This is a genomic window from Cellulomonas sp. RIT-PI-Y (assembly GCF_025642745.1).
In the GTDB taxonomy this organism is placed as follows: domain Bacteria; phylum Actinomycetota; class Actinomycetes; order Actinomycetales; family Cellulomonadaceae; genus Cellulomonas.
Genome location: NZ_JANZKP010000050.1, coordinates 1 through 24,324 on the forward strand (window position 1 = coordinate 1; position 24,324 = coordinate 24,324).

General features: G+C 68.1%; 14 protein-coding genes. 12 read left to right on the forward strand and 2 right to left on the reverse strand.

The features are described from left to right. From OGL89_RS13685 to OGL89_RS13725, 9 genes are all read left to right on the forward strand, one after another. Positions 1-4,209 (forward strand): RHS repeat-associated core domain-containing protein (locus OGL89_RS13685; RefSeq protein WP_263120712.1); only part of this gene is annotated, 4,209 nt, incomplete at its 5' end. An 858-nt stretch (positions 4,210-5,067) separates the two neighbouring features. Beyond that, positions 5,068-5,550, forward strand: a complete 483-nt coding sequence (locus OGL89_RS13690; protein ID WP_263120713.1) for a hypothetical protein — start codon at positions 5,068-5,070, stop codon at positions 5,548-5,550. Between the two features lie 94 nt (positions 5,551-5,644). After that, complete coding sequence (locus OGL89_RS13695; RefSeq protein ID WP_263120714.1) at positions 5,645-6,124, forward strand: hypothetical protein; 480 nt, start codon at positions 5,645-5,647, stop codon at positions 6,122-6,124. Positions 6,125-6,319: 195 nt separating this feature from the next. Beyond that, on the forward strand, positions 6,320-7,393 hold the full coding sequence (locus tag OGL89_RS13700) for a hypothetical protein (RefSeq protein WP_263120715.1): 1,074 nt from the start codon (positions 6,320-6,322) through the stop codon (positions 7,391-7,393). A gap of 568 nt (positions 7,394-7,961) precedes the next feature. Further along, on the forward strand, positions 7,962-10,418 hold the full coding sequence (locus OGL89_RS13705; protein ID WP_263120716.1) for a hypothetical protein: 2,457 nt from the start codon (positions 7,962-7,964) through the stop codon (positions 10,416-10,418). 130 nt (positions 10,419-10,548) lie between these two features. Beyond that, entirely contained in the window at positions 10,549-11,004 is a 456-nt protein-coding gene (locus tag OGL89_RS13710) for an HNH endonuclease domain-containing protein (RefSeq protein ID WP_263120717.1), read from the forward strand. A gap of 42 nt (positions 11,005-11,046) precedes the next feature. Next, a complete protein-coding gene (locus OGL89_RS13715; protein ID WP_263120718.1) occupies positions 11,047-11,427 on the forward strand; it encodes a glutaredoxin family protein in 381 nt (126 codons plus the stop codon). A 10-nt stretch (positions 11,428-11,437) separates the two neighbouring features. Next, positions 11,438-12,025 (forward strand): hypothetical protein, encoded by a 588-nt coding sequence (locus OGL89_RS13720; protein WP_263120719.1) that lies wholly within the window; start codon positions 11,438-11,440, stop codon positions 12,023-12,025. Positions 12,026-12,311: 286 nt separating this feature from the next. Then, entirely contained in the window at positions 12,312-13,070 is a 759-nt protein-coding gene (locus OGL89_RS13725) for a hypothetical protein (protein ID WP_263120720.1), read from the forward strand. Between the two features lie 214 nt (positions 13,071-13,284). On the opposite strand, the gene mobF is transcribed toward OGL89_RS13725, so the two are convergent. Both mobF and OGL89_RS13735 read right to left on the reverse strand, forming a co-directional pair. Continuing rightward, positions 13,285-18,648, reverse strand: a complete 5,364-nt coding sequence (gene mobF / locus OGL89_RS13730) for a MobF family relaxase (RefSeq protein WP_263120721.1) — start codon at positions 18,646-18,648, stop codon at positions 13,285-13,287. Then, the gene (locus tag OGL89_RS13735) at positions 18,639-18,941 is read right to left on the reverse strand and encodes a hypothetical protein (protein ID WP_263120722.1); all 303 of its coding nucleotides are present in this window, start codon (positions 18,939-18,941) and stop codon (positions 18,639-18,641) included. The genes mobF and OGL89_RS13735 overlap by 10 nt, the downstream gene beginning before the upstream one ends. A gap of 683 nt (positions 18,942-19,624) precedes the next feature. On the opposite strand from OGL89_RS13735, the gene OGL89_RS13740 reads away from it, so the two are divergent. From OGL89_RS13740 to OGL89_RS13750, 3 genes are all read left to right on the forward strand, one after another. Then, positions 19,625-21,109 (forward strand): hypothetical protein, encoded by a 1,485-nt coding sequence (locus tag OGL89_RS13740; RefSeq protein ID WP_263120723.1) that lies wholly within the window; start codon positions 19,625-19,627, stop codon positions 21,107-21,109. A gap of 575 nt (positions 21,110-21,684) precedes the next feature. Beyond that, positions 21,685-23,097, forward strand: a complete 1,413-nt coding sequence (locus tag OGL89_RS13745) for a hypothetical protein (RefSeq protein ID WP_263120724.1) — start codon at positions 21,685-21,687, stop codon at positions 23,095-23,097. Between the two features lies 1 nt (position 23,098). Next, positions 23,099-23,977, forward strand: a complete 879-nt coding sequence (locus OGL89_RS13750; protein WP_263120725.1) for a DNA adenine methylase — start codon at positions 23,099-23,101, stop codon at positions 23,975-23,977. The last annotated feature ends 347 nt before the right edge of the window (positions 23,978-24,324 follow it).

Consider the following 24,324-nt stretch of genomic DNA (forward strand, 5'->3'; position numbering starts at 1 on the left):
AAAACAACACGGAGACCTTGGACGATTTCCTTAACGTCGAGCTCTGCAAGCACGCGATCGGGCCAATCACTCACTTTTACAGCAACCGCGAACCAAAACGTCTACAACACCCAACAGACCTACAAGGTCTACATCAAAGACCTCACCACTAGCACGATTATTCAAGCCTGCTACAACAATTGGGGTACTACCGCCAACGGCTACACGTGCTCGGCAACGATCGCCGTTCCCGACGGACAGACGCACGTCTACCGCGCGGTGGTGGCGAGCTACACCGATTCGACGAAGAACATCCAGGCCACCAGCAACGGCTTCTCTGCCCCCTCAGCCGGAGGCCCGACCCAGCCGAACGAGACGTCGGGCGGTTCGAACCCGTCACAGTCGTGCTCACAGCGTTGCCACGGCGACCCGGTGAACAGCGTGACGGGAGAGTTCTTCGAGAACTCCACCGACCTCGCCTCCGCGAGTGGTCTGCTGTCTCGGGAATGGTCGCGCTCGTACGGTGTGACTCGTGCGGACGAGGGGTCCGGTCTGGGCTACGGCTGGTCGTCGGGCTACGACCTGCAGCTCACTCCGTCGGGTGGTAACGATCTCGCGACGTCTGCGTGGATCGTGGTCGAGCAGGAGAACGGCTCGGTGGTGACCTTCGCTGCCGATGGTGCGGGTGGTTTCGCGGCGCCGTCCCGGGTCCTGGCGACCCTGGAGCGCAGCGAGGACGGCACCTACCGGTTCGTGCGTCAGCAGTCGCAGGTGTTCGTGTTCGACGCCTCGGGCGTGCTTCTGCGGGTCGAGGACCTCAACGGCAACGCGGTGTCCCTGTCTTACGACGAGGACGGCCGGCTCGTCTCGGCCACGGACTCCCGCGGCGGCGCTCTCTCCCTGGGGTGGACTGACGGCCACATCGTGCAGGTGACGGACCAAGCCGATCGTTCGGTGTCGTACTCCTACTCGGCGGCCGGCGACCTGACCGACGTCACGCTGGCTGACGGGTCAACGCTGGCCTACGCGTACGACAGCGCGCACCGGATCACGTCGATGACGAACGCTGGCGGTGGCGTCACGACGAATGTCTACGACTCGTCCTCGCGCGTCACGAAGCAGATCGACCCGTTGGGTCGGGCCATGACCTTCGTCTACGCCACCGGGCAGACGACCATCACCGATGGCGCCGGGTCGGTGACCGTGGAGAAGTACACCGACGGTCAGGTACTGTCCGAGACCACGGCGTCCGGGACCGCGCAGGCGGCCACGACGACCTTTACCTACACGGTGACCAACCAGGTCGCCACGGCGAAGGACGCAGCGGGCAAGACCACGAGCTACGGCTACGACGCCTACGGCAACCTGATCTCGACGACCGACCCGCTGGGTCGGACCACAACCGCGACCTACAACGCGTTCGGTGATCCGCTGACGCAGACCGGCGCCGATGGTGCGGTGACATCGTTCACGTACGACGAGCGTGGCAACGTGCTGACACGCACGGATCCGGGTGGTGCGGTGACGACGTTCACGGTGAACGAGGACGGGTCGGTCGCCACGGCGACGGACGCGTTGGGTGCGGTGACATCGTTCGCCTACGACGCGGCGGGGAATCTGGCGTCGTCGACCGGGCCGGACGGTGCGGTCTCAGCTGCGTCGTACGACGCAGCAGGGAACCTGACGTCGGCGTCGGATCCACGTCAGGTGGGTGCCCCGGCGGGCGCGTTCACCTCCTCGTACACCTACGACGCGGCGGGCCGGATGCTGTCCGCGACGGACGCGACAGGCGCTCAAACGGTCTTCGCGTACGACGCGGTGGGCGATCTGGTCGCCTCGACGGACGGTGAGGGCGCACGCACCTCGGTGGAGTACGACCTGGCCGGTCAGGTGACCGCGATGGTCGATGCCACCGGTGGACGCACGACGTACACCTATGACGGTGCCGGCCGGGTGGCCAGCACGAGCGCCCCGGGTGGTGGCACCACGACCTACGGCTACGACGCGGCGGGCAACCAGACCTCGCTCACCGATCCGCTGGGGCGGGTCACTGCGTGGGAGTACGACCTGCTCGGTCGCGCGGTCGCGGTCGTGTCCCCGTCGGGGGCACGCACACTGACGACGTACGACGCGGTGGGGCAGGTCACGAAGGTCACTGCTCCCGACGGGACGGTCACGGCCACGACGTATGACGCGGCGGGCCGGGTCGCGTCGGTGACGGACGCCGACGGGCGGGCGATCACGAACACCTACGACACGGACGGCCGCCAGACCGCACTGACCCGCGCGGACGGATCGACCCTGACCTGGGCGTACGACGCGGTGGGGCAGCTGGTCACCGCGACGAACGCCGACGGGCAGGCCACGGCCTACACCTACGACACGGCCGGGAACCTCACCGGCCGTACGACTGCTCTGGGCACGACCAGCTTGGGCTACGACCTGGCCGGGAACCTGACGTCCCAGACCGCCGCTGACGGCACCGTGACCACGTACGCGAACGACGCCGCGGACCGGGTCACCGGCATCGACTACCCCGACACCACCCCGGACGTCACCTACGCCTACGACGCTGCGGGCCGACTGGTCTCGAGCACAGACGGCGCCGGGACCTCGACCCGGTCCTACGACGACGCAGGTCGCCTGACCACCGAGACCCGCCCAGGTGCGCAGGTGGGCTACGAATGGGACGCCGACGGGAACCTGACCGCGCTGGTCTACCCCGACGGGACCCGCACGACCTCGACCTATGACGTCGCCGGGCAGCTGGACACTCTCACCGACCCGGTCGCCGGGACGTTCGACTACGACTGGTCCGCGGACGGGCAGGCCGCCCGGGTCGCGTTCCCCAACGGGGTGGTCACCGACATCGAGCACGACGCGACCGGCCTGCTCAGCGACTCGACCACCACCGACGCGTCGGGCGCGACCTTGCTCGACCTGGCCTATGAGTACACCGACGCGGGGCTGCTCGCCGAGCAGACCACCACCCGCGCCACCACCACGGTCGCCTCGCAGTACGGGTGGGACGCCCGCGGCGTCCTGGACCAGGTCACGGGGAACCTCGCCGGGGACGTCTCCCTGACCGCCGGCGGGCAGATCACTTCCCTGGAGGACGGCACGACTCTGGCCTACGCCGACCACGGGACCCTGGCCACGACCACGAGCACCGACGGGGTCGCGACGACCTACACCAGCGATGCCCGCGGCAACCGCACCAGCGCGTCCACCGGCGAGCAGTCAGACACCTACACCTGGAACGCCGCCGACCGCCTCATCGCCGCGGACCTCGACGGCGTCGAACACGCCTACACGTACTTCGCCGACGGACTGCGCGCCACCAGCACCGAAGGCGCCAGCACCGTGGACTTCGTCTGGGCCACCCAGACCACGGTCGCCGAACTGCTCACCGATACCACCCACCGCTATGTATACGGCGCCACAAGCGCACCGATCGCCCAGATCGAGCCCGACGGGACCGTGATGTACCTCCACGGTGACCTCACCGGCAACATCCGCGCTGTCACCGATGCGAGCGGCGGCGTTGTCGCGGCCTCCGACTACAGCGCCTACGGCACGGAGCATCCCACCAGCGACCCCGCCGTGGGCCAGGTCAGCCAGGTCACTGCCTTCGGGTACGCCGGTGAGTACACCGACACCACCGGCCTGATCTACCTGCGAGCTCGCTACTACGACCCCGACACCGCACAGTTCCTGAGCATCGACGCCCTCGTGGACCTCACACAGAGCCCATACGGGTACGTCAACGGCAACCCGCTGCAGCTCATCGACCCGCTCGGGCTTTGGGGGTGGAACCCGGTCAACTGGACTGGGGATGAATGGCGAACGATCGGCACAGTTGCTGGCGTCGTAGCGGCAGGCGTGACGATTGCTGCCGCCACAGTGGCTACCGGGGGTGTCGCGTTGGGCGTGGTGGCGACCGGACTGACTACGCTGAGCATCGGCAGCACCGCGGTAGGCGCCGTCTATGACTGCTCTTACGATTGGAAGAGCACCGCGTGCGGTTCGGCCGTAGCCCAGACCGCCCTTTCCGCAGCCGGAGCAGCCGGTTCGGCATCTACCAACGGGACAGCTTGGACGGCCCGACACGTAAATGATGCATCCCGAGTCGCCGCGCGGCGTGAGTGGGCGTTGTGGGAATCACTGGGCAACTTGAACATGCAGACAACTCACCCAACACGGCTCCTCGGTAGCTGCGTAGAAAAATGACCACATGAGCCAGGACCTGCGGACTGCCGTCACGCTGGCATTCTTCATCTTCGCCGCACTGGTTTCCATGGTGACAACAGGGGCGGTTGTAGTCCCCGCCAGTGCTGCGACCTCCATACGCGAAAGAAGATGGCGATGGGCCCCCACCATCGTGCTCGTTGCCGCATGCGTGGCCATCACGCTCCTGCCGTGGTGGCCGAGCAAATTGGTATGCGGTCTTGCCGCAGCCCTCTCCCTGATTGCACTCGGGACCCAACCAAAGCCAGGCATAGAGTCACCCCACAGAGGGCGGCGCGCCGCCGCCAGCAATGACACGCGATCAGTAGCTCGACTGACGCTTGTAGCTGCATCGATAATCATTCTGGGTCTTGGAATATTCTGGTCTTTCGCAAATACTACGATATAGCCAGAGTCTTACGATGTTCACAGAAAATCACGTCGACGCCGTTCAGAGATGGGCGGCACGTGGGGTCGCTGTCACCCTGGAATTGTCGGTGGCATCTACAACGCGCGTCCATGGGGAGAGTTACGGGCTCTTCGCGATTCGTGATGTTCGCGGCCTGCGTGCGCGGGTTCGTGACGCCGGTGACGACCAGGACCTCGATCTCGGTCTACCAGGCCTCGAGGCTCACGACCTTCGTGAATCGGATTCGCTGACCATAAAAAGAGCCGCTGCGGCCGAAAGAGCAGCAGCCACCGCTTCAGGTTCGCTCAAGCGAATGACGGGCTCTGCTGCGCGTGCCGCCGCCGACAGGACGTCACTGGTCGCAGACGCTTGGTCCGTGCTGCAGATGTGCGGGGAGGTGCTTTGTGGGATTGGCGCAGCGCACTGAGTACCGACCCATCAGCGAGAGCGCGTTGACGCTGGCGATCATGTCGGCGCTTCTGACCACCTTCTACCGTGCTTTCCACCGCAGCGAGGGTGGCTCGGCCAAGCAGACAGCTGCCGCGGTGATCGACCGGGGCTGGGGGCCATCCCCCGACCCGGATGTGCGCGAGAGCATGGCCGTGGCACTCTGCCAGTTCCTCACGTTCGCGGGGGCCGCTCTCGGTACCGCGATCGGTCTGCCGTGCATCGCACTCGCAGCGTCCGTTGACCACACTCTGGGCCTGCGTCTGCTCGCGACAGCGCTGAGCGTGAGCGCCCTGCCGCTCCTCGGGCTGTCCCTCGTCTGGGCTCTCCGAGCAGTCCGTGGCACCCAATCGATCCGGGCGTGGCGCCAGGCACAGACCGGCCCCTTCGTCCCCGATGCGGCCTCGCAGCCCAGGGACATCGACCTCGCGCTCACCACCATCCCGTGGGCCGCCCTGTCGGCACTGATCTGGGCAATCGTTCTGTAGCACGATGACTCCCAGCCGAAGCCGTACCCCACAGACGAAGAACGTCGATCCCCCACGCACGACGCCGACTGATCTGGACCCGCCACGCCCGATCGTGGCCGTCTACACCTGGCTCACGACAGCCGTTTGGACGTTGACCGGTACCAGGTTCGAGGGCGAGACCCGCGGAGAACGGGCGCGGCGATCGGTCGAAGCTGCTTTCGGTAGCCCGCCGGACGTCGAACTGCGTACCCCGGTCGTTCAAGGCGGAGCACTGCTAGCCTCCATCCCGGCTTTCGTGATCGCGGTAGTCGGGGCCGCCTGCGGTGCAACATTCGGGGGTGACCCTTGGTTCCGGGCAACGCTGCAGGCAGTGGCCGTGTGCGCGACCTGGAGCGCCGTCGCAGGCGTGCGGGCCCTGTTCAGCCGACGCGACTGGATCCGGTGGCGTACCGCCGGGCGGCCTTCGACCTGGCGGCGTTCGGTCCTCGCCACCCCCGGCAACCGGGACCTCGTCTACTTCGCAGTCCTCGCCGTGCTCTTCGCGTGGTTCGTCCGCTTGTCGTTCGATGCTTCCCTCAGCTACGCGTACTGATCAGAGTCAAGCGCGCGACCCGAGTCGAAGGACAGCCGGAAGTAACGCCTTTTTCGGACGTTGGCTGACGAATCGCCATGCCCTGCGGGACCCATCGAATCGATCGCTCCCGCAATGTCGGTAGTTCGCGCTAGCGTCGTCGTGCCGCAGTAATTCACCCGACTGGGTGCTTGCCGACGCAGGGAGTGGAGCTTCATGGCCGTGGACATCGCCCACGTGGTGCAGCCGGACGCGGACGCGGCGAACAGCGCGCCCGATGAGGGCAACACGCCTGTGTCTCCCAAGCGGCGGATGCGGCGTGTGCTGATCGCCGCGGTCATCGTCGCGGTCGTGGCTTGCGCTGGGGTCGGTACGGTGATCGCGATCCAGAACGCTCAGCGCCGAGAGGCGATCACCGCGTACGAGGGCGTTTCGGCAGAGCTGGCCGAGCGGATCGCGGCGGTTGATGAAGCGACGGATGACGCGGCTGGCCTGTTGGACCTTGGAGGCCAGGTCACCGATCCCGGGACGCTGAAGTCGCTGTCCGCTGCGCTGACCGCCAGCGAAGCGATCACCCCGGCTCCGGACACCAGCCCCAACGCTGCCTGGCGGCAGTGGGCCACCGAGAAGATCACCGCCGGCGCTGCGGGGCTTGAGGACCGAGTGAACACCGCCCGCGGCGCGGCGGCTGCGATCACCGAAGCAGCAACCGCCGTGCGTGAGTCCCACCAGTCGTGGCAGCTCGATCGGGCCACCGCGGCCCTGCAAGCCGCGCGCGAGCAGCTCAACGCCGGGATCACCGAGGGCGAGGCCTTGCTGATCAGCTCGGACGGCAAGGTCCTGGACAACACCCCTCGGCAGAGTCTGCGTGACCTGATCGACCGGGCAGCCGCCGCACGAGACCAAGAACTCTCCGAGAACCCGACGGCAGATGAACTGAACGCCTTGGCCACCAATCTCGGTGCCCGTACCACGGAGCTAGCGACTGCCCGCCAGGCGGTCACCGACGCTCAGGCAGCATGGCAGACCGAACAGGACCGGGTTGCAGCAGAGGCTGCCGCGGCGTCCGCCCGGTCGAACACCGCAGGCAGTTCGGGACGCAATGGGAAGAAGACAACCAGCGGCGATGCCGGCACCACCCGGCGCAACAACAGCTCGAGCGGTAGCCAGACCGGGGGCACGACTGGCACGACCAACCAGCCACAGGACAACCGCAGCTGGGAGGACATGTTCGGCGGCAGCAGCAACGCCGTGTGCGGCGATACCAGCGGTCAAAGCTGGGATTGCTGAGTCTGTAGATGCGCTGATCTGACGCCCCGGTCGACATGGCTGGGGCGTCAGTCGTCTCCTGCTTGCTCGATATCGCACCGGCCACGCGTGCTCGCTAGAGGCGGGGCTCGGGTGAGCGCCGCCGCCTGGCGGTGTCTCCCGAGCGTTCGCGGAGGTGTGTATGCGTGTGTGGTCGTGGTGGCCGGGATGGAGGGCCCGGAACACTGAACCTCGAGCACGAGCCAGCAGTTGCTCCCCGTCCCGACCTGTCGTTGGGCGGGTTCGTCACCGGGTGGCTGCGGGAATGGCGGTGATGGCGATCACCGGCGGCCTGCTCGCCTCGGGCACGAGTGGCGCGGCGGTCGCCGGTGACGCAGGCCGGGTGTCGGCGGGTCAGGCCATCGCTGGCGGCCGAGCGGCCGGGGATGGGTGGCTGATCAGCGGGGTGACGGGCTCCGGGTCGGCGTTCTTGGGACCGTTGCCCGATCCGACGGGTGGAGCGGACTGGGTGTGGTGCATCAACCTGGGCCTGAACCCGCCGTCGGGTGCGGTGAGCAGCGAACGGGTCACGGGGCAGGATGCCGCCGCTATGGCGTGGCTGCTGGACCGGCTGCAGTACGACCCGGCGTCGATCGGAGTCGGCGACCGTGCCCTGTCGAACGCAGCGGGTTCCTACTTGGTGCACATGCACTACGACGAGGGCAACAAGGGCGGGGTCAGCGGTGAGGCTCGCAAGGCTGCGCTGCAGGCCGCCGCTTGGCCGGGTCTGACCGCGGAGGCCGACCGGCTGTGGGCTCTGGCGACGTCCTCCACGAACCTGACGGCGCAGACCGAGGTCCAGACCTACGACCTCGGCACCCAGCGCACCGGCTCGATCGGCAACATCGGGATCCAGAACGGCAGCGGCGAGTGGATTCCCGGCATCGACTTCACGGCGACTCTCACCGAGGGAGCGGTGTTCGACACCAACGGCAACGGACAGGTCGACGAGGGCGAGACCGGAACGTTCAACGGAAAGACCTCCAGTAGTCCCGTGAGCTTGCGCTGGGTCGCTGGGCCCGGAGCGCACGACGTCCAGTTCAAGACCGAGTACCCGATCACGTGGGCGACGCTCGAAGCTCTTCGCGCAGGCACCGGCGTTCAGGACAGTCTGCGACGTGGAGCGGACGACCCGGAGGTGTTGGGCTCTACCGGTGTGCGGTTCCGTGCGGTGGGTGACTTCCGTCCGCAGGGTGTCTCGTCCGCTCCGGCCGTGGTCGCTGCGGGTCAGGTGCTGACGGATTCGTTCGTGCCGGCCGCTGCCGAGGGTGATACCTGGGTCGTGGTGGACAGCGCCCCGGTGCCGGTGACGTACGCGTGGGCGGTCTACGACGTTGGCACAGTCCCGGTCCCGAACTCGGATGCGACTCCTTCGGGTGAGCCGGTGTTCTCCGGCACGGCGGTCGCGTCGGGTCCGGGTGTGGAGCTACACCAGGTGGCCGGTGCGGCTCCGGCGTCGTCGACGTACGTGTGGGTGTGGTCGACGTCGAAGGCGTTGCAGCCGGAGGCGAGCGCGGACTACGTGCGGGACGAGGTCTGGTCGGATGGGACGAAGACCGACGAGACATCGATCGTGCGGTGGCAGATCGAGCATGCGTCGCTGACCCGGGAGTACAACATCGTCCCCGGGGGTCGGGTGTTCGACACGATCACGATCTCGGGGCTGCCAGACGATCACGGGCAGTTCGCCGGCCTGGACCGGTTCGCTGCCGACGTCCCGGAGGCCACTGTCAGCGTGTACGGGCCTTTTGAGTCGCGTCCGGCCACCGTCGAGATTCCCGAGGGGGCGCCGGTGTTCTGGCAGGACACCCTCTCGGCGGTCAACGGCGTCTTCATGGTCGGGTGGGACGACGAAAACCCGATCATCGCGCCGACCACCGCAACGTACGAGGCCGGGGACTACTTCGTGTTCGTGTACTCCTTCGCCGGGGACGACCGGGTGGAGGCGTACACCAGTCCGGCCAACGACTTGGGTGAGACGTGGTTCATCGCCGGGAACCCCGATTTGCCGCCGGTCCCGGAGACGCCGGGGCTGGTGACCGAGGCCGCGGTGTACGCCTCGGACAGCGGTGAGCCGACGTCGATCCCGGTGGCCGGGGACTCGACGAAGGACGTGATCCGACCGCAGGACGGTTCGGTGTTCGGGTCCGGGTCGACGGCGGTCTCGCGGCTGTACTTCGCGCCTGCCGGCACCGACCTGGTGTGCTCGGAGGACCAGCTGGTGCACACCTCGGCGCCGATCGCGCTGGGCGATGCCGAGCAGTACCTGACCGACGCGTACACGACTGCTGCTGGTGAGGCGGGCCGGTACGGATGGGTGGAGACCGGCTACCGGCCGGACGGGTCGATCTTCGAGCGGGGCACGTGCGGTGAGGCCTCGGAGACCTTCGACGTCGTCGCGGTGTCCACCACGCTCGGGCACGAGGACACCAACGGCGATGGTCTGGCCGGCGCCGGAGACAAGCTGTGGGACGACATCCACCTGGTCGGTACCCTGCCGGCGGGCGCCAGCGTTGACCTGTCCTCGACGGTGTACGAGCTGACCGCCAACCAGGCCACCTGGGGTGACGCGCCGATCAACACCGGCGCGGGGAACATCACCGTGGCGGCGGACGTGTGCACCGAGGCCGCCGTCTACACCACGCTCACAGTCGACGGGAAGGTGACGAAGGCCGGGACGTACTCCACTAACCGGTTCACCGTGCCGTCCGCCGGACAGCGGGTGATCGGTGCGCTGACGATGGTCGAGACCGCGCAGATCACTGTGGGTGATGAGTCCCGGACGGTGACCGGTCAGTGCGGTGCGCCGGACGAGTCGGTCGGCCCGGTGTACTTCGGGTCCGGTGGCGGAGGCGGTGGCGCGAGCGCGCAGCAGCTCGCCATTACCGGTCTGTCCCGGATGGGGCTGATCCTCGCGGTCGGCCTGGTGCTCGCCTTCACCGGTGGCGGGCTTCTGCGCTGGTCGGACCAGCGCAAGCGCCGCGCCGTCGGTGAGCTGACGGCCTGAGCGAACGGGAGTCCGTGGACCGCACCGTGCCGGTGCGGTCCACGGACTCCCCTCCTATCCCGGCCCGCCGTTCCGGATGCTGCAGGGCCCGGGGATGGCGGGGATCTCACCGATATGCGGGAGCGATCTGATGATGTGGCGTGCTGACCTGCCGTTGGAGTCGTTGCCGGAACGGCTGGGCTGGCCGGTGGTTGCCGGGCTGATCGTGATCGCGCTGGTGGCCTCGGTGGTCCGGAAGGTGCGGATGCTCGCGCGTCGGGACCCGGTGAGGTGGTTCGACACTTCCCAACGCGCGGCGGGCCGGTCCCTGGCCGGCGGGCGGTGCGAGTACTCGGCGCGGGTCACGCCGTGGCGGCGGTGCCGGGCGCGCGCGGACCAGGCCGACCACTTCTACCCGTGGTCGCGCGGTGGGGCGACGTCGATGTCGAACCAGGTGGCCGCGTGCCGGTGGCACAACCAGACCAAGGGTGCCCGGTGGCCCTCTCCCCTGCTCGCCTGGGTGATCGCGCGGCGCCGGCGCGGGTACTTCCCGGCCGGCCGCGCCCGTCGACCCGGACAGCGGTACCGCCGCCGGCAGCGCCGCTGAGCCCGGACGCAACACCGCCCCCTACAGCCTCGAGGAGAAGCGATGATCGACCAGAACACCCCGCGGACGTCTCAGACCTCCGCACCGGAGGACACCGACCGTCCCGACCGTACTGACGCACAGTCTTCTACCCCGGACCGGCCGGAGCCCGTGACCGTGTTCTCTTCCCCGCATTGTCAGGCGTGCGCCGCGACGAAGCGGTCCTTGGACAAGGCCGGCGTGCCGTTTGAAGCGGTGGACCTGGGCGACCTCGACCCGGCCGAGCGCGAGCAGGTCGTCGCCGGGCACACCACGGCACCCATCGTGCATGCCCCGGGCATCGGGACATGGTCGGGCCATCGGCCCACCCAACTCGACGCGCTCATCGCGCAGCGCCGCGCCGCCAGTGCCCCCGGAGCTCCGGGACTCGCCGGTCCGGCCTGATCCTGGGCCGGTGTCTGCACCGTCCGGCTCCTCGCCGCAACAGCCGGCGCTGCCGGGGCTCGCTGCCCTGTCCGGGTTGTCGAGCGAGGCTGCACCTGACGACGTCAGCGGCGCAGACGACAGACGCCGGCAGCTTCTGGCTTCGGCCGCTCGCACCGACACGGTTCGGGATCGGTTCTTCTCCCACGTGGTCCGCGACGGGGCGGACGGGTGCTGGTGGTGGACCGGGGCGGTGGCATCGGCAGGGCATGGCCGGTTCTGGGTCGCTGCCCGGACCGTGGTGATCGCGCACCGATTCGCCTGGCTGATCCACCACCCGGGCGAGGCTGAGCTACCCGGACTGCTGGCCCACGAGTGCGACAACCCGCTGTGTCAGAACCCCACGCATCTGCATCCCAGCGACCCGGGCGCGAACCGGCGCGAGTGGGCGGCACGCCGCCACAGGATCGGTGGTCCGTTGCGTGACGTGCGCGGTGCGCGCGAGCGCGCCCTGGCGGTCCGGGCCGCTCTCCTGCTCGGTCTGGACATCGGCGATGCGCTCGACGCGGGTCTGCGGCCGGTGGACGCCGGGCAGGGCACCCTCTTCGATCCACCATAGCCCGCCTGTTCTGATCGGACCGTACCCCATTTGCTGTCAGACCGAAGACGGCCGGAAAGGCTCGGTGGAGACCACCCGATCCCTTGTTGTAGCAGGGATACACGAGCGGCGTTCTGCTCATAGCAGCGCACCGATGACACCCCAGTTCGCGACCCGGACACCACCTGACCGTGACGTCGAGCACGGCATGAACATCGTCGCTGCTCGGGTAGCTAAGAGGCGCACAGTGTAGGCCAAATGGTGGAAAATGATTCAACAAGGCCGTCACTGCGCTAGCTTGACCCTCATGGCCCGGACTCTGGAACCCTCGAATGTCGTCGTTGACTTTGTGACACGCGTCAAGGACGCGAAGTCCCGCAGCGACGTCGAGTACAACTCGATACCCACCACGGACCCCAAGAAGCTGACTCGTCAGCGCGGCCTGGTGTGCGACCTCGCGTTCCGGCTAGGAGGCGAGTGGGAAATCTTTCAGCACCGGTGGCATATCGCGGTAATCTCAAAGGCGCCCTCTAGATTCGTCAGTTCTTTGCAGAGCGACCTTGACGCCGCAATTGCGGCGCTTCCTGGTCGCGGCATCGTGCCTGGATTGAGCTCTTTCCAGCCAAAATACCCAAAGCGACTTCCTTCGGACACGATCGAATCCTTGCTGGATACTTCTGGACGCAACATCACGTTCCCCTCGGTCGATCGATGGAAAACCGCTGCGTCCCGCGACTTTACGAGCACGTATAGCAGCAGAGTTGCTCGCATCGCGAACACTCCAGAAGATGCCTGCGTCCTCGAGCTACTCAAGGCAGTGCGTAACTTCCTCGCCCACGGGAGCAAGCAAAGTCGCGCAACCTTGAACGCGTGCATCGCCTCGCGACCAGCCTCGAGTCAGGGCCCGGGCCTCGTCGGACCGTCGAATGCCGGGTTGGCGCGAGGCGGAGTCAAGAGCGTTCGCGATGTTGGCGTCTATCTCCAAGGCCGCGCCGCTCAGGGGATGCCGCGGAGGATGACCGTTCTGACTGACCGCCTCGAAGCCATCGCCTTGACTCTCAACTAACTACAATCGCCTACTGCGTTACTACAGCGAACAACAAGTGTTAAATCGCCCATAGCACGATAAGCCGTTCTCGGTTATCAAGCTCGAAGCAGACGAGAAGAGCTGCCGTGCACTCGAGGGTCGGTAGCCCGGCCGAGCCGACGACACCAATAGGCGGGTGAGAGGCACGCCAAGCGTTCGACTTGGACGGCTATCCAGGACGGCACAAGCCCGCTCAAGCAACGCTCGGGTGTTGGTACGTGGTCGACGACGCGGCCCGATGCGGGTCGGGGCGCGACCACGCTTGGTCTCGGTTTGTTGGCTCCAAAGACGCGGCACTGCTGTAGGCGACCAGCGCGTTCTGCACCGCGGTCTGCCATGTCGCGTCGGGGCGCAGGTACGCGTTGCCTGCGTCTGCCGCCGCGGCCCCGAACATCGATCCGGCGGCGTCGATCGCGTCTTGGTTCAGCGACGGGACGACGTCGATGGCGATGGACTGCGCGGCGTAGACGAGGCCCTCGACGGTGCTCAGGTCGCGTCCGGTGGTGTGTTGCTCGACGATCTCGCGCACCAGCGGCCGGGCGCTGTCGACCGCGGTGATCACCGCGGCCTGGCCGTGTGCGGTGGCGAGTTCGGCGGGGTCCTTGCTTCCCCAGGCCGCTTGCCGGGTCAGGGCTGCGGTGCGGGGTCCGAGCAGTTGCCAGGCGCGTGCGGCAGCGCTGTGGCCGGCCGGGTCGTCGTCGAAGCCGAGCACCAGGCCGTCCAGGTTGCCGCCGCGGGCGTCGGCGATCTCGGCGAGTTGTGCGGAGGTCAGGGCGGTGCCGCAGGGCGCCAGGCCCACCACCCCGGGGCCGGCGGCGGTGACCGCCGCGGCGTCGAGCGCGCCTTCGACGATCACGGGCGTGGCCCCCAGGGCGAGGGCGTCGCGGGTGCGCGGGGTCAGGCCGGCGATGGTGCGGGACTTGTCGAACAGGTCGGTGGCTGGGGTGTTGAGGTACTTGGGTGTTTTCGGGTCGGTGATCTGCGGGTTGGCGCGGGCGGTGAAACCGGCCAGGCGCCCGGCGGCGTCGTAGAGCGGTACGGCCGCGCGGTCGCGGAACCGGTCGATCAGGGTGCCGCGTCGCGAGTGCGTGGCCAGGCCGGCGTCGAGGAGTTCGGTGTCGGTGAACCCGGCCGCGCGCAGGTGGTCGCACGTGCTGGTCCACCCTGCGGGGGCGTGCGCCGGCGTGACTACTGCGAGCTGGCGTTCGGCCAGATACTCCGGGACCCAAGATCCGCGTTCGGCGGCCTGCTGCTGCCAGTAGCTGTAGGCGGCCTGGTTGACCTGGGCGAGCCGGCCGAGTCGCTCGGGGTGGACGCTGGTCCGAGGCGGGGTGGGCTGTTGCCAGTCGGGTTCTCCGGGGACCTGGATCGTGTAGCCCGGCTCCCACAGCACGGGCCCTTCGCCGTCCTGAAAGTCGATGGTCGGGTCAGGCTCGTGGTCGACAGGTTCTGGTTCGTCGAGTGGCCGCCAGGTGTGGATGGCGCGTGCTTCGGTGCGGGTCAGGGCGGTGACCTCGCCGGGGTCGAGGTCGGACCAGTCGAAGTCGGGATCCGCGTGGTTGTCCACGCGGGGTTCCCAGCGGGCGGGCATCGGTGGGGTCGGGGCACCGTCGAGCCGGTTGAGCTGGGCGGCGACCAGCTCTCGCGCCCGCGCCTGGAAGCCGGTGTCGGGTGTGGGGCCGAGCGGGTGGGGTGCGTCGATGCTGAAGGTGTCCCGGTAGGCGGCCACGGCCAGGGCGGCGCGCTCCCATGCGGCGGCGCCGTCGGGGTCGAAGTCGGGGTCGGGTTGGATCGGCAGCTGGTCGACCCAGTCGGGGGCGTCCGGGTCGAGAATCTGGGTGCGCAGGTGCTCGGTGCGGGCACCGATCAGGGTGGTCGCTTGGCGGGCCATGTCGAGGATGTCCGCGGGGCCGTCGGTCACCGGTGGTGTCAGGCCGGTGACCCAGTCTGCTGGTGGACCGGCGGCCAGGTGCGGGCGCACGATCGCGGAGTTGAGCGTCCAGTGCGCCAAGCTCGCGGCACTGCGCACCTGGGCGTCGTCGGCGGCGTCGGGGTCCGCTGGCGCGGTGTCCGAGTCCGGGGCGTCCTCGAAGGCAGTGGCGTCGACGCGCCGTGGGCGGGCCGGAGCGTGAGCGTCGGCTTCGCTGCTTCGGGGGTCGTCGTGCCGGCCTGGGGTGGCCTGCATCGTTCGCCGCGTCTGGGCGGCGAGGGCGGGTGCGTCGCCGAACACCGCGAGTTCGCCCTGGACGGGTTCGGTGCCGCGGTGGTGGGCCAGCGCGAGTAGGCGCCTGGTCCGGTCGGGGTCGAGGGCGTCGGCGCGCGCGAACGTCGCGACCAGGGCCGTCCAGGCGCCCTCGTCGGTCCAGTACGCCTCGGCGTGGTCCGGGCGATGCAGATCGGTCAGCAGTGCGCGCAGGCGGGCCTCGGCGGCGAGGTGGACGAGGTGTTCGTGCTCGGCTGCCAGGGTCGACAGGGAGCTGGTGCGCTCGGTCTCGGCCTCGGTGACCTCGTGCGCGGTGGACTGTGCCGTGGTCGCCGACAGTGCCCTGCCCAGGACGGTGACCGCGGTGTGCTCGACCGGGCGGAGCGCCCCGTCGGGGTCGGGGGCAAAGGCCGGGGTGTGTTCGGCGCGCAGTTGGTCCGCGTCGGGCATCGCGCACCACACGTGGTTCGCCCCGCGTGCCCTGGTCATCGCGACGTAGACCAGCTCGCGGGTCATGTGCGCGCCATCGGGGATGACCAGGTGCGCCTCGTCGACGGTGATGCCTTGGGCGCGGTGCGCGGTCAGGGCGTATCCGAGTTCGCCATGCCGGCGCAGGTAGGACGCCGGCAGGGTGATGCGGGCTCCGGTCTCGTGTTGTCCGTCGCCGGTGATGCGCCGGCACACCGCTTGCCCGGTGATGGTGATCTTCTCCAGGCGCAGTAGGTCGCCGTTCTGGATTGCGCGGCCGTCGGTGTCGGTGATCTTGCGCTTGTTGCGGCGGGCGATCAGCAGGTCCCCGGCCCCGGCGTCGGCTCGCCCGCGCAGCCGCACGAGCCGGGTGGTGTCGACCAGGCCGGCTGCGCGTCTTTCGAGGGTCGCGCGGGTGTTGAGGTCGGTGAGGTTGTCGTTCGTGGCGACCAGCAGCACCGCGTCGACCCCACGGGCCAGCGCGGACTGGGTCGCGGCGTAGGCGCCCTCGAGCATCGATTCGCCGGCCCCGTCGTGCACCCACCCCGCGTCGGCATACGACCGCGGTCCCCCACTCCCCCGCTCCAAGGTCTCCTCATCGGTCTCGACGAAGACACCGAGGTCGCCGGCGCGTAGCCGGCGTGACACCTCACGCTGCCAGGGGTCGATGAACCGGAAGATCGACGTCAGCTCGGCGGTGTGTCCGGTGCGTTCGAGTCGGCCGAGGATCCCGCCGGCGCCGACCGCGTCGAGCTGTGCCGGGTCACCGATCAGGACCATCCGCCCGCCGGCCGCGGTGACCTCGGCGCGCACCAGGTCCAGGTCCGCGGTGGTGGCCATCGCCGCCTCGTCGACGATCACCACCGACCCGGCCCGCACGCTCACGGAGGCGTCCTGCGCCTGCGCCTTCGCGAGGGTGCGTGTGGCGCGGGCTCTGGCGGGCAGGGTACGGGCGGTGGCGCGGCGGGTGCGGCAGGTCTTGATCCAGTCGGCCCGCTTGGCCTTTGCCTGCGGGGTGTTCGCGGTGATGAAGGATGCCAGGGTCGTGGCGTCCACGCCGTCGAGTTCGCCGCGTAGCACCGACGCGGCGCGCGCCGACGGTGCCAGGGCGAGCACGCTGCCCGTCCCGTGTGCCTTGGTCCACAGGTGCACCAGCGCCCGAAGCGACGTGGTCTTGCCAGTGCCCGCCGGCCCGACCACCGCCGCCAGACGCGACGGCGCGCACGCCAGATGCTCGACCGCCGACGCCTGGTCCAGTGCGAGGCGGCGCCCCTGCCCGGCGTCGAACCCCGCCAGCGCCTCCCTCACCTGCTCTGGGTCCAGGGCACCGGTCGCTTCCGCCGGCAGAGGGGCGGTCGCGGACTCCTGCAGCCGAGCCTCGGCGTCAAGCACGCGGCGTGAGCTGAACACCCGCCGGTGAGTGGGGTCGAACACCGCGTGGTCCTGATCGAGGACGGCCGCGGTGGCGTTCTGCGGGACCTGGTACCGCGTGGGGGTCAGCGGCACGCACAACGCGAGAGCGGCGTCCGCGATCGCGTTGGTCAGCAGCTCCCGGTCTCGGGCGTCGGCTCGCAGGAGCCGGGTCAGCCGGTCAGCTGCGGCCAGCGCCCCGCCCCGGGTCCAGGTGGATCGGGTGGTAGCGAGGTCCTCGTGCACGAGCGCGGCCAGGTGCCCGGTCACCTGGTCGGCGACGTCACCGCCGGTCTCGGCCGCACCCGCACCAGCCGCGGCGAGGTAGCGGGCGACCTCCCCGGCCTCCACGTCGGCAGGGGCGACGTGTTGCGTGTAGTCCGTCGCCCGTTCGGCGAGCACCAGCCGGGCCAGGGCGTCCAAGGTCGCCGGGTCCGACGCGATCCGCCGGACCGCGACCTGCCGCACCGGGTGACCGACGCTGGCCGCGACCAGTTCGGCCGGGTCGGTGCCGAGCGCGGTCAGCTCCGATCGCCACCGGCGCGTCAGCGTCGACAGGGAGTCCGGGGACTTCTTCTTCGGGGTGCGGGTGCTCGCCCACGCCGAGAGCTTGAGCGCGTCGACGACCTTGCGCGGCGGAGCCACACCGCCGTGCTCGGCCGACCACGCGCCGGTCAGTTCCGCCAGGCGCGCGCTGACCGCCTTGTCCCGGGAACTGAACGCGTCCACCAGGTGCGCGTCGACACCGGCGGCGTCCGCGACGACCGCCTTCGAGCTCACCCCCTCGCGTGGACGCTCGGTGAACTCCATGCCCAGGCGCTCGTGCAGCAGGTCCAGCAGCAGGTTTTCGTGCCGCTCCGACGCGGCCACCGTCGAGCGCAGGAGCGCCTGACCGTCGATCGTGCGCCACACACCATCACGGGCGCGCTGGACCCGGTTGGCCACGGCGACGTGGGTGTGCAGGTGCGGGTCGCCGTCACGGGACTCGAAATGATCGAACGCCGCCGCGACCAGACCCCGCGTCGTCTCCACCGCAACGCCGTCCCGGCCGGAGCGGGTACGCAGAACGTCGCGCTCGATCCAGTCGAGCGTCATGCCCACCGACTCGGTGTGCGCGTCCCAGATCTGCCGCCGGGTCTCCTCGTCGGCCACCGCCCACAGCAGCGACACCGACTTCGGGATCCGAAACGTCAAGTCGAAGCCGTTGACGACCTGCGAGTCGGGTGCCGGAGTGCGGCCGAGCGCGGCACCAGTGATGGGGTGGGCGAATTGGTGGAACAGCGTGATCGCCTCGGCGCGACCGACGCTCGTGCCGTCGTCCAGGCCAATCCCCGTGAGTCCGGATCCGCGCCACCGACCGGGCCATGTGCCATCGGCGAGGTAGTACCCGGCTGGGCCCTTCACGACGCCGTCGGCGGTCTGGCAGGTGTCGAGCAGGTAGGAGGCCGAGCGCATCACGGTGACGTTCATTGCCATGATGCGTTCCCCTGCCTCTCGATGGCCTCACCAACTGACGGTTCGTCCGGGCCGGAGCCCTCGTACCTGGTCGGCAGCTGCTGCCGGTCAGCGCCTGTCAGGTGAGCGGCAAGCAACGCCTGAATACCCGGCCGGGTGAAGCCTTCAGCTCCGGTGCTCAGGAACAAGTGCCGCACAAGCCGGGCCAGCTGGCGGGCATCGTGCAGAGCCCCATCGCGCTGAGCGATCAATCCGTCCACTCGCGCAGTGAGCGCGGTGATGTGAACGCGGACCGCCTCGACCTGCGCGGCCATGCGCGGCAGCTCCGCATCCACCGACGCCCGCACCCGCTCCAACCGGGATTCTTCGGCGTCCAGTCCCGAGACCGCCCGACGACGACGGCCACGGACACTCTCCGCCTCCGTCCGCGTGCGCCGGTACTCGGCCGCGACCTTCCGACCGCGGGTCGATGCCCGGTACCGAGCCGCCCTGGCCCGTGCGGCACACGCCGGCGAGCAATACAACGCGTCCGCTCGTCGTGCGGCATCGACAGCGCCGTCACACGATGGGTTCGCGCATGCGCGTCCGGCGGAGGCTTGCGCTGCCAGCGCATCGGCCGCGGGCAAGGTGGCGTCAGGAACTCTCACGTCTGACCACCCGTCGACAACCGCTTCGTTGGACACGGCGATATCCCCAACCGCTCCAACGGTGGAACGGCAGTGCACCCGGGGGAAAGTCGTGCACCACGCCTCCGCTGGCCGAGCTCGCGAACAGCGCCCCGACGACTGTCGGAGAGGCCGGCTGCTTGAGGCATCGGTCGGTCCGCAGCCTTCTCCACTCCGCCTACCGCACGGCCCGAGGTCGACAACGGGCTATGCATGAACGTTGGGCACAAACTCCAGCGCCGCACGGTTGAGCGCGACTAGACTTATGCCCTCCCACCTGGGGTGTTGTCAGTACATACCCCCTCTGGTGCCTGTACGACCACGGAGGTGCTGTGCCCGAGATCGCCGACTGGCTGTTCGCCCCCGTCGCATGGACGACGAAGCTGATCGACGGCGGCTTCGCGGCGGACCTGGGTGGCGTCGCGGGACTCTTCATCTGGGCGTCGACGATCGTGTTCGCCGTATCGGTGATCGTCGCGTTCACGATCTACACGGTCCTGCTTAATCTGGACCCGTTGATGGAGCGGATCGCGATCTGGTCCATCCGCGGTGGCAATGTCGTCACGATGCAGCGCGCCGCCTCACGGTACGTAACCACGCGCTCGATACTGGCTCGCCTTCGACGCCGCACCGGCGTCGCATCGGGGTCCGAGCCCGACCCTCCCGAGAGTTTGCGCCCTTGGCTCACGGGGCGTCAGCCGATAGGGGGCCGCCTGGTGCGCGCACTGCTCGGTGTACCAGCCGCCATGACGCAAGCTTCCCGCTTCATCATGCACTGGCTACGCACCCCAGTTGGTCTCTACCTGGCGCTCGGCTCGATCTGGGTCGCACTGCGTCCGACAACTGCTGTCTCTGCTGCGGGCGACCAGCTTGTGAAGTTCTGGCACAGCATCTCGGAGCCTGCCGGAGTGGCCGTGGTGGCTGTTCTCCTCACCGCAGCTGCTGTCGCACTCGACCACGGGCTAAAGTCGCGCACGCGCGGACGCAACGCCTTCCTACAGAGCCAAGCAGCGACTGCTGCTGCAGCACTGGAGCAAATCAGCGCCATCGCCGTTGACCTGCGGGATTCCGTCCACGCACTCGTAGACAACCATGTCGCCCTTTATTCGAAGATTGTTACTAGCGCTGTCGAGCACGCTACGGAATATCGGTGGACGGTTCGGAATGGAGAAGTTACCAAGAAGCACAGCGTCACTAGACCGTGGCACTTACCCATCAACCGGCCGAACTGGCGGCACGACCGACCACTCAGCGAACTGGTCTACAGCTACCCTCCCCTAGAAGCGCTTCAAAGGAACGAGGAGCATCTACTCGCCGACATCGTCCGGATACGCGACGCCGTCGGAGACTGGGACCGCTACTGGGCTATCCGCCGTCAAGCGCCGTCGGCCGCTCGGGGCCCACTTTGGGAGCTGTGCCCAGCGGGCGGAAGAGCCATCGCTCAAGGCACCCGCCCCGTCGCTACACACAAGATCGTCGCGCTGCTCGACACGGCCCGGTTGGAGCGTTTTGGTCGCGACCTCGTCCGTCAGGTCGAGACGATCACTCGGACTCCATCGATCGGCTGCCTGTCCACATCTGACCTCGACCCTGACACGGATGAGGACGACGAGGACGTCGACGACCCACCGACCGCCGAACTCGGTGTCGAACCGGGTGCACTCGAGCAGATCCAACAAGTCCTCGACGACAAGGCTGAAGAGTTTCTCCACAACCTCTGGAGAGCCAGCTGCTTCGCCGCCGAAATGGACCGGCTCATCCGAGCCGTTGATCGCGACCACAACGCGCGTGGGTTCGCCGCACGACTCGGGTACTGACGGCGACCACGACATGCACGTGGGCGGTGACCACAACGACACCCTGGAGAGTCCACACAGCTCGGCGTCGCACGAGCCCCTCGCGGCGTTAACACAGAGGGACGGATCCACCGTTCCAGGGTGGGACTTGGTGAGGGAGCATGGTGAACGCAGAACTAGATAAAGCGAGGCGAACCGATCGGGCCGGCCGCGTCATCCGGGTCGTGGTCCCGCGAGGAAACCCGGGGCCGGGGTCTACATGAGGATCGGCTGCTCAGTGGTGCCCGACGAAGAGTCCTTCGGTCTGCCGTGGATCGGCCCGCTGGCCTCGCTCTGCGGCGCGCTGCGCGACCGGGACGCCTCTGCCGTGACCCTGTCGCCACCGAGACCATGCTCGACGGCGCGACCACCACGTCCGGCGATCATGGTCACGCGTGCGGCTCCGCACCTACGCACTCACGATCTTCTGCGCGCGGGATGGACGACTAGGTCGGCGACCGGCACTCCCAAGCAGACGACTGCAGCGTGGCACTCCGCTAGCGATTCGACACGCGAAGGCACCCCGTACGGTGGTGCCTTCAGGCATCATCTGAGTTATGGAACTCAAGGTGGCGGAGCTGCTCCTAGACCCGATGAATCCGCGAACTGGAGCGTCAGGTTCACAGCGGGTGGCGATCAACGGGCTCATCGCTGAAGGGACCTCGCAACTGCTGGCGCTGGCGGATGACATCCTCAGCCAGGAGATCCTGAACCCGGCCGAGTCACCGATCGCCGTAAGAGAGGACGGACACTATGTCGTCATCGAAGGCAACCGTCGTCTCGCGTGCCTGAAGCTTCTCCGCAACCCGGACCTCGCTGACGACCCAAAGATTGCCGCTCGGTTCCGTGCGCTGGCTACGCGTGGCCGAGGACCCGACACGATCGACGCGTGGGTCGCGGAAGATCGGGAGAGCGCGGCCCACTGGATCAGGCTCCGACACACCGGCGAGAACGCGGGTGTAGGCGTCCGATCTTGGAACACCGAACAGCAGGTACGGTTCACTCGGCAAAAGAACACTCAAGCAGGGCGCGCGATGGTGTTCGCGGAGGGTGTCGGGGCCGCGTTTGGTTCAGACCGCGAAGTGCTAGACGCGCTACGTGCAGCGATCGATCGTTCGCTGACAACCGTCGGCCGAGTCATTAGCGACCCCGATGTTCGGCACGCGTTCGGCTTCGACATTCGAGGTGATGAGCTGATCTTTCGTCACGCTCGGAGGGCTACCAGAGCCGCACTTCTGAGGCTGCTGCGTGACCTCAAGGCGTTCCCTGTGGGCAAGTTCATGAGCAAGGAAGACCGGTCCGACTACGTCCAGGAAGTGAAGGCCGACTTGCCGGGAGCGGACTCGCTCCTACCGACGCCCGCCCGTCCCGAGAAGTTGCCGGAAGACGACGAGGCGCCCGACGCCAGCGACGACGACTCAGATCCGACATCCACCGAGGCCGATCAAGACGGGGAGACCAACAGCGGCGGGAACGACTCGGGATCGGGCGAGGACGGCTCAACTGTGCCTGCGCGCCCGACCAGGGAGGACAAGGTCATCTACGAAGGGCTGCGTCTGAAGCACGTCAAGGTGCGCAGTAAGAAGACACTCAGAGAAGCGCAGACGATCAAGATCGATGACGCTCCGCATGTCTGTGCGGTCATGCTGCGTGTCGTGCTCGAACTAGTGCTTACCGAGGCGGGCGTTCGCTTCAAGTGGTTCGCCGAAAGTGAGCACTTGGACAAGAAGGTCGTGGCTGCGGTGAAGCAGCTCGATCCGGACTACCAGAGCACGCGCTCGGCGAACCCGGATCTCAAGAACGCATACAACGCAAGCGCACGTGATCGGGGTGGGGTCGGCATCGTCGACCTCCACGCGGCCGTGCACTCGATCGAACGGGTTGCGTCCACGAGTGACGTCCGAGCGCGCTCCGCCGACTTCATGCCGTTGCTGGTGGCCATCGACAGCTTGCTCGGGCAGAATCCCTGACGTGCCCCGATACATCTCACCGCTCAGGTATCCAGGGGGCAAGGCTCGTCTCGCCCCGTTCGTAGCGACACTCCTCGACAGGCAACGCCCTCGACCCACTGCCTACGCGGAGCCGTTCGCCGGCGGCGCAGGTGCGGCGCTCCACCTCCTCGTCGCGGAGGAAGTTGACGAGATCTACATCAACGATCTCAACCCGGGGGTGGCAGCGTTCTGGCGCGCGGCCGTCACGCAGCCGTCTGACCTGTGCGCCAAAGTGCTCGACGCCCCGGTCGACCTCGAGGCGTGGCACGAGGCACGTCGGGTGTACGCGCTGGGCACAGGGACCGACCTCGACCTTGGGTTCGCCACGTTCTTCCTCAACCGTTGTAACCGGTCAGGGATCCTCAACGCACGACCGATCGGCGGGCTCGAACAGACCGGCAACTGGAAGATCGACGCCCGGTACAACCGTGACGCCCTTGCTGAACGGATCGAGCGGATCGGGCGCTATAGCTCTCGGATCCATGTCTCGGAGCAGGACGCGAGGGACTTCCTCGTTGAGCTCGAAGCAAGCGATGCCGGCGCTCGCACGCTTGTCTACGTAGACCCGCCGTACCTCGGCCAGGGTGAGAACCTCTATCTGGATAGCCTCTCTTCGGAGGACCATAAGCAGCTCGCGGGGCATCTCACCACGAGTTCGCTCAGGTGGTTCCTGACCTACGACGCCGACCCCCGAATCCCTGAGCAGCTCTACCCCGGGCTCCCGTGCGTGGAGTTCGACATCGCCCACACCGCACAGGTGCAGCACGTCGGCACCGAGTACGCGGTGTTCTCACCGCGTCTGCAGAATGTCCCCGGGCGCCTCCTCCGCAACGGCGAGACGCGCGCGGTCGCGCTGTAGCTGGCCCGACCGAAAAGGGGCCGCCGGTCCGCGCCCGAGGAGACCGGCTCCTCAGGTCGGATGCGCAGAAGGGCGTGACGACCGTGACGCGGATCCCGGATGCAAGACGCCCGTTCCCGGTTATCCGATGGTCATCCACAGGGGAAGTAGGCCGTTCATCTACACGCAGTGAAGGCCTACCGACGCATGTGGCCAGGCGTCCATCGCGACAGCGATCACGAACTGGTGCGGGAACAAGAGCGGGGCTCTCGGGTCGTGCAAGTACCGAGACGTTCGGTTGAGCTGACCGTGGGCGCGACCACCAGCCGACCGCGACCGTGGGCGCGACCACCAGCCGACCGCGACCG